Source organism: Neotamlana laminarinivorans (assembly GCF_020523925.1).
Taxonomy (GTDB): Bacteria; Bacteroidota; Bacteroidia; order Flavobacteriales; family Flavobacteriaceae; genus Neotamlana; species Neotamlana laminarinivorans.
This window is the reverse complement of sequence record NZ_JAJAPW010000010.1, coordinates 1-14,188: the sequence shown is the minus strand read 5'-3', so window position 1 is coordinate 14,188 and position 14,188 is coordinate 1. Positions and strand designations below refer to the sequence as shown.

The window sequence follows — 14,188 nt, the reverse complement described above, 5'->3', positions numbered from 1 at the left end:
CTATTAATTACTTCTTTTTAAGTTCTAATTTTTCTGCAAAATAATCACAAAAATCTTTCATAGTAGCTGTCATTTTTTCGTCTTGAGTTGCTCTATTAAATGTATTACTCATTGCAACTAAAGTTTGATGAAAAAACACCTTCATTTCATCAACAGGCATATCTTTCGTCCATAAATCTATTCTAAGCGTTTCTTGGGCTTTATGATCCCATACGGCAAGCATCATAGCTTTAGCTTCTTCATTGGTTATACCACCATCTTGAGCTGTCCACATTAACTTTTCAGGAATACGATTTTCATCTAATTCTACATTCAACTCTATTTTAGACTTTAAATTTGCCATTATTTTCTTGGTTTAAACTTTGTATTATTATAAATTTCTTCTGGCCTTGTTATAAGCATTTCTTTTAAAGACACATTATTTTGGTTCATGTAAGCTTTTACAATTTGCCACCCTATAAACTGGCCTACTTTGCCTGGAGAATCTGTATCAATTTCTTCAAGATAAAATTTAGAAAAAGGGGCATCAACAATAAAACGGCTGGATAATTTTTTATCTGTACTAAATAACAATTCGCGCTCTACAAAATATCTCCAAATATAGCTTTCGTTTGCTATAGCCCAATTTAACTCTTCTTGGTTGTAGCCAATGAGTTGTGCTTCCGTTTTAAACGGAATAACTTTGTCTTTAAAATAAAGAATTTTACCAAAATAAATCATCTCATCTAAAAAGGTTCGATGTGCTGTTTGGTAAACATATTTTTGAGCATATTGTGAAGCCAAATCGACTACTATTTGGTTTTTATTAAAATTTGCTCGTATAAATTTTTGAATTCCTCCATAAAATTCATGGTCACTTCCCAAATAAGTATCTAGCGAAACTACTACAATAGTATCTGTAACAACTACTCTATTTCTGTAATCAACATCATTTGTGGTTGTAATTACTCTGGGAGGATTAAATTCTGGAAAGTAATATTTTAAATGATTAAAAAGCGATTCAATTTCAGATTCAGTATCTTTAATACTGCTAAAAGTGTCATCAACTTCCTTAAATAAAACCTGTTGCAATGAATCGTTTTTTTTGGCCAACCAAAACGAATCTTTTATTTTATTTGAAAACATAAAAGGATATGCTTGCTTTAAATCAGGTAATTTTTCGGCATTAACCTCAGCAAAAAGCTTATCAAAACGTTCTATTTCAATATTAGTATTAATTTTTGAGATTTCATTTTCTAGTCCATTTTCAGACTTACATGCACTCACAACTATAAAAACAATTAATATTTTTATATTAAAATTGTTAAAAAACTTAAACAGCATAAATTTTCATAAATTAACAGGATAGTTTATTTTTGTTTACAAAGGTAGTATTATCATTATAAAAATTAATAAAAATGCATACAGAAAAAGTTGTTGAACATATAGTAGATTGGTTAAAGGATTATGCTACTAAAGCTGGTGTTAGTGGTTTTGTAATAGGTATTTCAGGTGGAATAGACTCTGCTGTAACCTCTACACTTTGTGCAAAAACAGGCTTACAACTTTTATGTTTAGAAATGCCAATACACCAAGCTCCGTCACAGGTTAGCAGAGCTTTAAACCATATTGAGTGGTTACAAAGTAATTTTGATGATGTACGAATGACACAAGTTAACTTAACTCCTGTTTTTGATAGTTTAGTAGCTAGTTTGCCAGCTGTTGAAAATGAAGAAGACCGATTTATGTCTTTAGCAAACACCAGAGCACGTTTAAGAATGACATCCTTATACTATTTTGCTGCTTTAGAAAAACTTTTAGTTGCAGGAACTGGTAACAAAGTAGAGGACTTTGGCGTTGGCTTTTATACAAAATACGGTGATGGCGGTGTAGATTTAAGTCCTATTGCAGATTTACTTAAAACTGAAGTTTACGAAATAGCAAAGTTTTTAGGCGTAAACCAAGAAATTATTGACGCACAACCCACCGACGGTCTTTGGGGAGATGATAGAACTGATGAAGACCAAATTGGTGCATCGTACCCAGAATTGGAATGGGCCATGAAAATGAGTGATGAAGGCAAAACTTCAAAAGATTTTTCTGGAAGAGAATTAGAAGTATTTAACATCTATAAACGTTTTAATACAGCTAATAAGCATAAGATGATTCCTATTCCTGTTTGTGAAATTCCAACTTCATACAAATAATAAAATCTACAAACTACTTACATAAAGATACATTTTATCGAAATAAAGTTATATTTAACCTATTGATTTAGCATTATACTTATTTTTTTTTACTTTAGCCTTCAGCTTAGTCTCTCACACAATTAGTCACTAAATTAATTGTATAAAGCTTATTAAATTATGATAAAATTATTAATAGCAGACAATCACCCCGTATCTAGAAAAGGGTTAGAAGTCTTGTTTACCGCAACCCAAGATATTGAGGTTGTTGGCAGTGTAGGTGATGGAGAAGCCATCATTGAATTTGTAAAAAGAAACCCTGTAGACATTGTTTTAATGGAAACAGATTTACCAAAATTAAATGGTTTAACCGTTTTACGTTTCTTTAAAAATGAATTTCCAGACATTAAAACTTTAATTTTTAGTGCGCAACCAGAAGAGGTTTATGCATTAAATGCTATAAAAGCTGGTGCTTCAGGTTATATTTCGAAAACCGAAAATTTAATTACCTTAAGCGAAGCCATATATAAAGTGTATAATGGTGGTATTTACTTAAGTAACGATTTAACTCAACAATTAGCTTTTGGTAATCGTGTAAGTACAAATGGAAAAGCTTCGTTTTATAAAAAACTTTCTACTAGAGAAGCCGAAGTTTTAAAATTACTTACCATTGGTAAAAAGAATAAAGAAATTTCACAAGAACTTGACATTAACGAAAAAACCGTTAGTACTTACAAAGCGCGTTTAATGCGTAAACTAAAAGTTACTAATTTAGTTGACTTGGTTAATCAAGCAAAACTAGCTGAAGAAGTTTTATAAAACTCTATTAAGCTTTCTGGATAATAACATTTTTAGACCCGAATAGTCTTTTACTTCTTCAAGTATATTTCTATTCGTGTCTATTTTATTATTTAACGTTTGTGTTTGAAATTCTTTTACTTTTAAATCTATTAAAAAGCATCGTAAACTTAAAATAGTTTCACTTACTAATTGCGCTACTGTATCTTGTTTAGATTTTGGATAGATGTTTTGGCGTTCCCAATCGCTAAGCGAATGGCGCTCATCTTCCATTAAAATGGTAGTAATTTCACTAGCCATATTTTCATCAACAGTATTTACAAAGTTATTTAATTCAAAATCGGGATTTTGATTTAATTTTTCTATTATTTTGTAATATAGAGCTTTAAAATTTGGGTTTGTAAACTCCATCTCGTCGTCCTGCAAGTCTAGAAATACTTTTTCGAATACTTTAGCTTGTTGAATTACCGGCTCTAAAACTAATTCTCCAGATTCATTTTCTTTTAAAACAAGATCTTCAAAATCTTCAACCTTATTGCCATAGAGTAATAAAATTTCAATAATTTTTCGTTCTAATAAATATTGAACATCTACTTTTTTAACAACTTCGGCGGGTTTTATAACATCGAATGCTTTTTGTTCTTTTTTAAATTGCTTTTCGATTTCTTGATTATCTTTTTTACTAATTTGGGCAAGCGTACTAAATAATACCTCTTCGCTAATATCCATAATATTAGAACATTCGCGTATGTATATTTCTTTTTTTATTCTATCTGGTATTTTAGATATGCTATTTACAATATCTCGAATAGTATCTGCTTTTTTTATAGGATCGTTTTTAGACTCTTCATGCAAAACCGAAGCTTTAAATTGAATAAAATCTTTAGCATTATTGTTTAGATATGTTGATAGCTCCTCTAAGGTGTTTTGTTTAGCAAAACTATCTGGGTCTTCTCCATTCGGGAAAGTACAAACTTTTACATTCATACCTTGTTCTAGAATTAAATCTATTCCACGAAGGGAAGCTCGCATTCCAGCTGCATCGCCATCAAAAAGTACTGTTATGTTTTTTGTTAACCTGTTTATTAATCGAATTTGGTCTGGTGTCAAAGCTGTTCCAGATGATGATACTACATTTTTTATTCCGGTTTGGTGAAATTGAATAACATCTGTATATCCTTCAACTAAATAGCAATTATCTTCTTTTGCTATGCTTTGCTTGGCATGATAAATTCCATAAAGCACTTTGCTTTTATGGTAAATATCACTCTCGGGTGAGTTTAAATATTTTGCAGCTTTTTTATCGGTTACTAGAATACGTCCACCAAAACCTAAAACACGACCGCTCATGCTTTTTATGGGAAACATAACTCGTCCTTTAAAACGATCGAATCGTTTATCGTCTTTAACTATTGTTAATCCTGTTTTTTCAAGATAATTTATATTATAACCTTGTTTTAAAGCTTCATCTGTAAAGGCTTGCCATTCGTTTGGAGAATATCCTAAATCGAAAGTTTTTATAGTTTCTGATGTAAAACCTCTTTCTTTAAAATAACTTAAACCTATAGCTTGACCCTGATTTGTTTTATGTAATATTTTTTGAAAATAGGTGTTGGCAAACTCACTTACTAAATACAAACTTTCTCGCTCGTTTGCTTTTTCTTTTTGCTCGTTTGATTGTTGAGTTTCTTCTATTTCAATATTATATTTTTTTGCTAAATATTTTATAGCCTCTGGGTAAGTAAAATGTTCGTGTTCCATTAAAAAAGAAACTACCGTACCTCCTTTACCTGTAGAGAAATCTTTCCAAATTTGTTTAACTGGCGAAACCATAAAACTTGGTGAACGCTCGTCACTAAACGGGCTTAGGCCTTTGTAGTTACTTCCTGCCTTTTTAAGTTGCACAAAGTCTCCTATTACCTCCTCTACTCTTGCAGTTTCAAATACTCTATCTATAGAACTTGGTGAAATCAAATTAAAGCTATTTTTTCGTAAAATTACACATAAACTATTGATTTTTGAAATTTAAAAAATTGTTGTAAATTGATTTTAAATACTTATATACATGGCCAATTTACCTCTTGTAACTTTAAAACCACAATACCATAGAAAAGCCCACCAAATAACAATAAATTTTGAATATAACGAAGTCTTAATTAAACTGTTACGAGCAAAAACGGAAGCCAAATGGAGTAAAAACCTAAAGTCTTGGTATTTACAAAATAATCCGAATAACTTAAAAGTTATTTTTTCTACATTTAAAGGAACTGCTGAAATTGATGCCGATGCTATTTTTAATACTAAAATGCCATCTAAAAAATTTCCTAAAAAAAGAATTAGGCAATTAAATGATGATAACCGATTGTTACTGAATAATTTTTACAAATATTTAAAAGGAAAACGATACAGTGATAATACAGTGCATACTTACACACAACTTGTAGCCGATTTTATTGAATTTTATAATGATGAACCTATTGAAAATTTAAATAACCGTAGTGTTGAGCATTATATTGAAACAATATATATAAAACGAAATTATGCCATTAATACACAACGACAGTTTATAAGTAGTTTAAAATTGTTTGTTGTATTTTATCAAAGTTCTAAAATTAACGATCTGCAATTACAACGCCCAAAGAAATCGAGGCAACTACCAAATGTATTGTCTCAGCTTGAAGTTATTAAACTATTACAGGTTACAAAAAATTTAAAACACAGAATGGCCCTAGCTTTAATTTATTCGTCTGGGTTACGTATTAGCGAACTTATTAATTTAAAAATTGAAGATTTACATATAGATAGACAACAGGTTTTTATTTCGTGTAGTAAAGGCAAAAAGGACAGGTACGTTAATTTAGCACAAAGCATTATGCCGCTGCTAAAAAACTATTTAATGACTTATGCGCCAAAAACCTATGTTATTGAGGGACAAAATGGATTAAAATATTCTGATAGCAGCATAAGAAAATTTTTAAAATCTTCGTGTAAATTGGCAAAAATCAGACAAGTTGTTACCCCACATACACTTCGCCATAGTTACGCTACACACCTATTAGAACAAGGTGTAAATTTAAGGCACATACAAGAGCTACTTGGGCATGCACGACCAGAAACCACCATGGTTTACACACATGTAGCAAGAAAAGACTTATTGAATATTGAAAGCCCGCTTGATAAGGCTATTAAACAATTAGACGCTGTTAAAAAACCGGAAGACAAGTTCCTATTATCCCGTAATTTTTAATATAAATTGTGTTATATTTATCGGGATATAACTAGTTGTATGCAAGCTGAAAAACCAAACTTTTGAAAAAAATATTTTACATAATTGGAGTCTGCTTTTCTTTTTTTGGAATTCCACTTTTCTATTTTATGACAATAAATACAGGAGTAAGCCTAAAATATGAAACAGACTACGGAGAATGTATTTCTCAAGTTTCTGGTATTGATTTATGCAAACAGCAAGATTTATTTCTCGGACTGACATACACTTTCGGAATTCTATTTCTGATTTTGATAGGTATTTTAATTTATAAGACGGTTAAATGGAAAACATAAGCGAATTTTTATACGGAAAAGATTATTCTGACAAACTTGACAAGTTTAATAATGCGATTGACCAAATTCACGCTGAGTATGACGGAGAATTTGACACAAATGGATACTTTACAATGCAAACGCATAATCAAAAAGGAGAAGTAAAATTGGACTTTGACAAAAACAAAAATATACCGATTGAATTAAAAGAAAATGTACTGAAAGTGTTCAAGGAAATATGGAAATAAGCCAGCATACAACACGGTGTATAAAACATAGCTAATAAGTGCTTAACCAAAAGGTTTGTGTATATTTAGAAAGTCCGCCAAATTTTTAATTTGGCTTTTAAAATAAAAAAGTTAAAAACAAAATATAAAAATTCGACTCTGTGTTAATCCGAAAAGTTAGTGTCTTTTTATACGCTACGTTTCATACACAAGTCCGTTGTAGGTAATTACAAAAAACATGGAGGAAGATTTTTGTTTTAGATGTGGAGCTAATTTGCTTTTTTCACTAGATTCTAATAATATTTTTTCTAGTGAGTACGAAAAATGTGGACAAGGTTATGCTAAAGAAAAAGGGAGAACATTAATTGATAGTAGAAAAAATTCATCTTTTGCCATTCCTCTTTACTCAATAATTTTTGAAAAAGGAAAAGTATCTAATCAAAAAATAAATCAGATTGCATCTACCTATCTTGAATATGACAAAAGATATATAAAAGTATTAATTGAAGATATTGATGAGGAACTGACTAATCCGAAACGAAAACTAACAAATTTTCATAATATGATTGGAACAGAAGAAATTGCAAGAGATTATCTTAAGAGATTGTCAATAGAAATAAAAAATCGACTCAAATAATAGAAAAAGAAAATGACAATAGAAAAGTTGACTGAACTAGCAGAAAAGGAAAATAAGCTTACAAAAGCTGAATTAGAACTAAAATTAACTGAATTGAAATCTCTCAATTGTAGAATTTTGGAATGTATAGTATATGTAAGAACTAATCAAAGGTGCTCATTATTTGAGGCAAAAGAAATCGTTGTGAATTCATCAGCTTGGATTAAACAAAAAGATGAATTTATTAGACATCAACAGGAACAAATGGCAGAATTTATGGAAGCTGCTAAAGATGATATTGAGAGTATAAAGCAAACATATTCTACTGAAAAAACAGAAACTATAATAAAAATGAAAAAATAACTACCTACAACAATGGCTATAAGTAATTGCTTGTTCTCGCCTACTTCTGAAAATCCGCGAGGATTTTCAGCTTTATGTGTACTTGCTAAATTTCGTGCTAACCCACGCAACTACTCATAGCCGAGACCGTTAGCAAACATTTAACCGATTCTATGAGTAGAAATATTGAGTTTCCTAAGATAGATAAACGCACTCAAAAGGTTGTTGACCGAATGAGTGGTTTGGATACGAAAGAAGAATACGAAGCATTATCGACTTCAAATGTCGCTGTGATAAATGAGTTGAGAAAAGATATTGAAAGGAATAATAAAACTCAAGGATATTACAACATGGTAATACTTGTAATAACTTTGTTGAGTTTTTTAATAATGGCTATTGAATTTTTTAGCGACGACGAAGAACAATTAAAATCTGAATCGTCAAAAACAGAATATGAAGCCAAAAAGCCAACGTTAATCGATACGGTTGACCATTCTCATCTAAAGCACAACGAGGAGTTACAAAAACCACAAAACGAAGAAAAAGACTCTTTAATTTAGGAAGCATAATAATTTTAAATTTTAGTTAATAATGATAGGAAGTGAGATAAGAATAATTAGAATAGAAACCGATGATTTTAATAGTGTTATAAATAAAATCAATAAAATAAAATCAAAAGAGAATATCTTGATAATACCAAACAGAACTAGGTACGGAATAGATGTAAAAATACAAGGAGACAATTTAGCGATTGAAAATTATTTAACCGAATTATCACTTACTGGCATCCCATTTAACTGAAATGCCAATATCTAAATCTCTTTTAGGGCATAATCTCTTAATATTTTCAATTGACTTTGACAAGTTATCAACCTCTATGTTTAATTCGTTTTGGTTTATTGTTTGTTGATTCTTTAATAAATCAAAAAAAGGCTCGTTCAACCCAAACATTTCAGGAGAATTACCTACTATATGAATTGCTGCCATAATAAAAACGATTTGCTAACAAAGTATATAATTAATAAGGGTTACAGTGTTATAATTAATTTCAGTTTATTTGTTTAATTACGTTATACCATACAATTAGTTTATATTTAACCCTTACTAATCATATACGTATTACGTTACCACACATTAAAAAAACTATGAGATTTAATAGAATTAGACATAAATTATTGCACAAACTGTATTTAAGATACAACAATGATTTAGATTCTAAAGACTTGAATGCACCACGACAGACTGTGAGTGCTGATAAAGTTGGTTTAACTCTTTTAGAAATTGATAGTTTTCTGGGAAATAAGAAAAATGACAGAGAATTGATTTTATCAGAACTTTATAAAAATAAGGAAATTGAATTCTTTGACCTGAAAGCTGGAAAAGGATGTATGATTAATGAAGACTATGGAATTAGTGCTTATTCAAATAAAAAATACCTAAATGAAAATTATAGAATTTTAAAAAATGTTGTACTCTTTATTTTACCTATTATTGGATTAGTAATAGCTCTTATCAATCTGAATTTTAAATTTAATTCTTTTAAGAAAACAAAAAACACGGAAATTGAAAATTTGAACTCTAAAGTAGAGAATATTGAAAAATCGATTTTCGAAATGAAAAATAAAGCGGAATTAAAAACGGACTCATTGAATCTGAAATAAAAACGTGTGGTAACAATGGCTATAATTAATACGGGGTTTGGTTTTTAATCCAAACTTTAGTGTATTTTTATAAGGTTCGCCAAATCTTTTGATTTGGCTTTAAAAATGAAAAAGATAAAACAAAATAAAAAGTTTTGGCTAAGTGCTAGTTCGGAAGCTACCGCTTCCCTACTCCCGCACTAATCATAGCCGAAGCCGTTGTACAACATTTAACTCACCACCGGAAATTGAAGTCAGAAAAAGAAAAATTTGAATTTGTCTATGTTGAAAACGACGGAACAGTGCGTGAATTAGATAATGACGAAATAGAATATTTGGAAACGGAATTTGAGCCAAGTGACGGAGCAAGACCATACATTAAGAGTAATTACGACCAGCTAACACCAGACAAAAAGATTTTAGGTTTTCTTCATAGAAGTAAAGTCCCAAAAGACATAGAAATTATAAATACTGATTTGAGATATGCAGAGATGAGATTTCCAATCGGAATCTATGATACGAATAAGGCAATTGAATTACCAGTCGGAATTTACAGTATTAAGGTTCTTGGAGGTTGGAGTGTTTCTGTTGGAAATTTTTCGATTGAATTAAAAAACAGAGAAAACGGAAAAGTAATTACACCAAAAGTTACGAATTGGAGAATTCAATCCTACGAGTTTGGAGAAAGAGCGAAAAAAATTATGAGTTTGGATATCCCAAAACGTGGAACTTATTTAATCGAATTTAAAAATCAAAAGGATTTAAAAGTAAGACGTTCGAATTTGTTTTTGACTCGATTATTTGAAAAGGAATTACCTAATGAAAAGTTGGAAATATGGATTGGATAAAAAATAAAAAACGTTGTACAACAATGTATAACCGCAATTACGGCGGATTCGACTACGTCCGAATCCACTCGGAATTGCTAACGTCTGTGTCAAACCGAAAATAATCGCTAATTTAATCCGTAACTGACGGCTATACGAGACCGTTGTGGTGCATTTAAGACGAACATTGTGAGTTTGAAAGAAAAGATAGAGAAAATAGATTCTGAAATTGAAAACGGTATGAAATTCAAAGCGTCTGACAGATTGCGGAATTTAATTCAGGAAAACCCAAACGAAACTCAATTGTGGAATAAACTCGCTGAATTATATTATGAAAGTGGCTTTTTGGACTCCGCCGGAAAATATTGGATACTGACTGAACCAACTGACGAACGAATCACGAAATGTGTTGATATTTATGAAAAGTCTGTAAATTATTCTGGATATCAAATTTTGCAAGAAATAGTATTTCGAGGAGATAAATCTAAACTTTCGGAATTTGCTCAAAATAAATTGACGGAATTGGAAGTTGATAGTAAAAAGAAAGCTGATTATGTTCCAAAATTTAGTCCAAAAAAGAATAAACGCAAAAACAAAAACTCTGAAGATAAACAGACCTTTAAAGATAAACTTGGAGAATGGATAATATTTGGAGTTGTTGCGACAATCTTCATTCTTATTGTAATTGGATTAATAACAACAATTAAATGGATATTCTAAATATAAAAAACGACACCACAACACCGTGTATAATTAATTGCTGCATTCTTTCCTACTTGCGAATATTCCTTCGGAATATTCACAGGTTCGTTAAAGTTTTCTAACTTAGTTGCTTAACCACGCAACTAACCATACACAAACACGTTACAAAAAATAGCTCCGAACTCACTCAGACGCGGAGAAATCCGATAGAAAACTAAATCTGAATTTGACCAAAGCAGCACGCGGAATTGAATACTCAAACTCTGAATCTGACAATCGTTACGCGGAATCTCACTCTAGCGGAATTGAGCAAGGTTGCGGAATTTTACAACGGCTGAAAAAAAGCGTGGTTTACTGTTCGCGATTTTTTTTTTGAGAATTTTAAGTTAGAATATTCTAAAAAACTCAAAACCTGAATTTTGAAATTTTGCGCGGACAAAATGCTAAACAAAACCAATCTGACGTGTCGCTACATTTTGTAACACCGTATAAGTTTAATTGCTTCTGATTTTCCTGCGGAAAATCCTCGCATTTTTATTATCTTAGTTCCTTAATCTGAAAATCCTCGCGGATTTCCAGCGCAACTAAGCTTATACAAATACGTTACCCAACATTTGAGAAATGACTTCTGGAATTGAAATTACAGACACTGAATTAAAATTTACAGAATTCCCTTCAAAAGAAACTGGAATAGCAAAATACTGCAAGTCATTTAGACTAAAACTGAATGAAATAAAGCTAATCGGAATTAGTCCAAGACTTGTTTTGGATAATGAATGTATTTTCATTCTTGTAATTGACAAATCGGAAAAAATTCATCTGATATGTGACCACGTAATGGGAACAAAAGGACTGGAAAGTTTTGAAAAGTATTTTGGATTGGAATCCATCCAAGAAGAATGGAGTAAATTGGAATACGACGACCATTATGGGAAAATTGACAAAGTAATTTACCCGAAAGAAAAATATTGGAATGACTTATTCGACAAGGATTGGAAGTTAAAAATTAGAACTCTATACAGTTGGATTAAACCAAAGTCGTTCTATGGAAATCTGAATAAAAAAACGTTGGGTAACAATGTATAACCGCAATTACGGCGGATTCGACTACGTCCGAATCCACTCGGAATTGCTAACGCTAGTGAATAAAAGAAAATAATAACTAATTTAACCCGCAACTGACGGTTATACGAAACCGTTAGCCCACATTAAAACCAACAATGAAAAATAGTACACCAATTCAAACCGATTCACAAAATCTAGGAGATATTGGAGAAACTACAGTTCAGTTGATATTAAAGAAATTTAAGTGGACTGCTGACATTATAAAAAGTGATTTTGGAGAAGATATAGATTCTAATATTTTTATTGACAACTCTAGAACAAATTATCATTTGAGATGCCAAGTAAAATCAACTACAAAGGATAGCGAATATGTCAAACTATTAAAAAATGGAAATTATAGCGTTTCAATCGCCTCTAGTACACTTAAAGCTTGGTTAACATCATATTTCCCAGTATTCTTAATAATTTACGAAGAACAATCAGATTTATGCTATTGGTGTAATCCAATAGAACAGATACTTAAAAATCCTTCAAAACTTGAAAAGAAAAAACCCTCAATACAAGTACCAAAAAAGAATATTTTTAATTTATCGTCAAAAGAAACAATTCTTGAAGAGGTAAAAAGTTTTTACCGAAAAATTCAACGCTTGGATGAATCTGTAATTGAATGTAAAATAATCCCTATTTTAATGCCAAATTATCGCATTATTCCATTTCATCACTATTCAAGTTCCATTTTTGAAAGCAATGAACTATCACCAGAAATAACAGGAGATTATATTGAACTTTTACCTAGTTGGATGTCAGTCTTAAAAAGAATAGACCCAACTAGTATTTTAACGTCAATAAAGTTGAAATCCAATAATACAGAAATAGACCTTTTTTTAACAAATCTCAAAAAGAAAATAAACTCATTTGAATACAGCTTAAAAGATAATGAGTGGATTTCTTTTATAGTTAGTCCAATAACAATAGAATCAAATAAATCATCTTGGTCAAATGAAATAACATTTTGGAATTCTTATTCAAAATTAAAAAACACTCTAATAGATGATTACGATTATTGTTTTCAAATACCAAATAACTTTTTAAGACAAGTTAGTAGACGTGCGAGAAGTTGGGAATATTTGCATCACGTTAATCCGACAAAAGATGTTGCAATCCAACTATTTGGCTCTTTTGAAATTACACCAACAATAAAAAAAATAGACCAAATTCACGACAACAACATTAAAGGTCAATTAGTTTTATGGAGCTGTAAAACAGAAGAAATAGAACAGCTACAAGAAATACTTTTTAAAAATGAATTAACAATAAGAATAATTGAAGACAATAAAGCAGAACAATTATTGGCTATAACAACGCCAATGTTTGACCCTTTTATTGGATTATATAGTGTTCCAATGGATTGGGATAGTTTTGAAAAAGGAAATGTCAGAAATAAATTAATTCAAAATAAACTATTTGACTTAATTCCTGGAAAAGAATATAAAGGCAAAGTGCCTGAATTTTTGTCCGAGGTTTTAAATAAGTACTCTGATAAAGATTATAAAAGCGTAACAATAACCGAATCTGAATATATCGCTGGATTTCCATTAAAGTTAGAAGAGAGAGAAATTTTTGTTTCAAGATTTCAAATGATACCAAATGAAAGTGTTCAAGAAATCAAGGAGAAATTAAATAAATCTCTACCGTTAAACTTAAAAAATTATCATATAGAGTTTGGGTTAAAAGACGATTCTATGTGGGAAACCCCTATTTATGAATTGTTAATATCTTGGACACCAGAAATAATAAAATCATCTAAAGAGTCATATACAGACAATGAAAGTAAAATTCTAGAAATATTCAATAATTTAATGCCTACTAAAGAAATAGATTCCTTACAATTAAAAAACACATATGAAATTCTTCGTTTCGCAGGAGAAATAGGATTTGAAAAATAACGTGGGCTAACAACGTGTATAAAACATAGCTATTATAGGCTTTCAGAGAGGTTTTTGTATATTTACAAAGTACACCAAATTTTTTATTTGGTTATATTTAGAAAAGAAAATTAAACATAAAAATAAAAAATTCGGCTCGTGCTAAACCCGAAAAGTTAGCGTCTATTTATACGCTACGTTTCATACACAAGACCGTTGGGCTTCATTTAAAAAAAATCGTTTCCAATCAAAATTTCAAGTTAAAATCATTATTTTTGGTTATAAATAAATATGAAATGAATATTCAGGCGGAAAAAATAGAATTGGTAAAAATGCTTTTG

General features: G+C 30.4%; 16 protein-coding genes. 12 read left to right on the top strand and 4 right to left on the bottom strand.

Going from position 1 to position 14,188, the window contains the following annotated elements; translation table 11 throughout:
• Positions 1–7: 7 nt before the first annotated feature.
• Together gldC and gldB are read right to left on the bottom strand one after the other, a co-directional pair.
• Positions 8–343 carry a gliding motility protein GldC gene (gldC, locus tag LG649_RS15315; RefSeq protein ID WP_226544699.1) on the bottom strand — a complete coding sequence of 112 codons (336 nt, stop codon included), beginning with the start codon at positions 341–343 and terminating at the stop codon, positions 8–10.
• The gene (gldB, locus tag LG649_RS15310) at positions 343–1,323 is read right to left on the bottom strand and encodes a gliding motility lipoprotein GldB (RefSeq protein ID WP_226544698.1); all 981 of its coding nucleotides are present in this window, start codon (positions 1,321–1,323) and stop codon (positions 343–345) included. The genes gldC and gldB overlap by 1 nt, the downstream gene beginning before the upstream one ends.
• Positions 1,324–1,397: 74 nt before the next feature.
• Between gldB and nadE the strand changes: the two genes are divergently transcribed.
• Positions 1,398–2,186 carry an NAD(+) synthase gene (gene nadE / locus LG649_RS15305; protein ID WP_226544697.1) on the top strand — a complete coding sequence of 263 codons (789 nt, stop codon included), beginning with the start codon at positions 1,398–1,400 and terminating at the stop codon, positions 2,184–2,186.
• Between the two features lie 159 nt (positions 2,187–2,345).
• Positions 2,346–2,984, top strand: a complete 639-nt coding sequence (locus LG649_RS15300; protein ID WP_226544696.1) for a response regulator — start codon at positions 2,346–2,348, stop codon at positions 2,982–2,984.
• On the opposite strand, the gene dnaG is transcribed toward LG649_RS15300, so the two are convergent.
• Positions 2,979–4,937 (bottom strand): DNA primase, encoded by a 1,959-nt coding sequence (gene dnaG, locus LG649_RS15295; protein WP_226544695.1) that lies wholly within the window; start codon positions 4,935–4,937, stop codon positions 2,979–2,981. The genes LG649_RS15300 and dnaG overlap by 6 nt on opposite strands.
• Before the next feature lie 91 nt (positions 4,938–5,028).
• Between dnaG and LG649_RS15290 the strand changes: the two genes are divergently transcribed.
• From LG649_RS15290 to LG649_RS15270, 5 genes are all read left to right on the top strand, one after another.
• Positions 5,029–6,210 (top strand): tyrosine-type recombinase/integrase, encoded by a 1,182-nt coding sequence (locus LG649_RS15290; RefSeq protein WP_226544694.1) that lies wholly within the window; start codon positions 5,029–5,031, stop codon positions 6,208–6,210.
• 301 nt (positions 6,211–6,511) lie between these two features.
• The gene (locus tag LG649_RS15285; RefSeq protein ID WP_226544693.1) at positions 6,512–6,751 is read left to right on the top strand and encodes a hypothetical protein; all 240 of its coding nucleotides are present in this window, start codon (positions 6,512–6,514) and stop codon (positions 6,749–6,751) included.
• Between the two features lie 217 nt (positions 6,752–6,968).
• Positions 6,969–7,367: a hypothetical protein gene (locus LG649_RS15280; protein ID WP_226544692.1), complete on the top strand. Its 399-nt coding sequence runs from the start codon at positions 6,969–6,971 to the stop codon at positions 7,365–7,367.
• Positions 7,368–7,379: 12 nt separating this feature from the next.
• Entirely contained in the window at positions 7,380–7,709 is a 330-nt protein-coding gene (locus tag LG649_RS15275; RefSeq protein ID WP_226544691.1) for a hypothetical protein, read from the top strand.
• A 212-nt stretch (positions 7,710–7,921) separates the two neighbouring features.
• Positions 7,922–8,248, top strand: a complete 327-nt coding sequence (locus LG649_RS15270; protein WP_226544690.1) for a hypothetical protein — start codon at positions 7,922–7,924, stop codon at positions 8,246–8,248.
• Between the two features lie 214 nt (positions 8,249–8,462).
• Here the strand turns inward: LG649_RS15270 and LG649_RS15265 are convergent, their stop codons facing one another.
• On the bottom strand, positions 8,463–8,675 hold the full coding sequence (locus LG649_RS15265; RefSeq protein ID WP_226544689.1) for a hypothetical protein: 213 nt from the start codon (positions 8,673–8,675) through the stop codon (positions 8,463–8,465).
• Positions 8,676–8,833: 158 nt separating this feature from the next.
• Between LG649_RS15265 and LG649_RS15260 the strand changes: the two genes are divergently transcribed.
• The 5 genes from LG649_RS15260 (at position 8,834) to LG649_RS15240 (ending at position 13,868) form a co-directional block, all read left to right on the top strand.
• Positions 8,834–9,349 carry a hypothetical protein gene (locus LG649_RS15260; RefSeq protein ID WP_226544688.1) on the top strand — a complete coding sequence of 172 codons (516 nt, stop codon included), beginning with the start codon at positions 8,834–8,836 and terminating at the stop codon, positions 9,347–9,349.
• Positions 9,350–9,576: 227 nt separating this feature from the next.
• Entirely contained in the window at positions 9,577–10,176 is a 600-nt protein-coding gene (locus LG649_RS15255) for a hypothetical protein (RefSeq protein ID WP_226544687.1), read from the top strand.
• A 168-nt stretch (positions 10,177–10,344) separates the two neighbouring features.
• Positions 10,345–10,875, top strand: coding sequence for a DUF6584 family protein (locus LG649_RS15250; RefSeq protein ID WP_226544686.1), 531 nt, complete (start codon positions 10,345–10,347; stop codon positions 10,873–10,875).
• A 603-nt stretch (positions 10,876–11,478) separates the two neighbouring features.
• The gene (locus LG649_RS15245; RefSeq protein WP_226544685.1) at positions 11,479–11,943 is read left to right on the top strand and encodes a hypothetical protein; all 465 of its coding nucleotides are present in this window, start codon (positions 11,479–11,481) and stop codon (positions 11,941–11,943) included.
• A 134-nt stretch (positions 11,944–12,077) separates the two neighbouring features.
• Complete coding sequence (locus tag LG649_RS15240; protein ID WP_226544684.1) at positions 12,078–13,868, top strand: DUF4365 domain-containing protein; 1,791 nt, start codon at positions 12,078–12,080, stop codon at positions 13,866–13,868.
• Positions 13,869–14,188 lie beyond the last annotated feature (320 nt).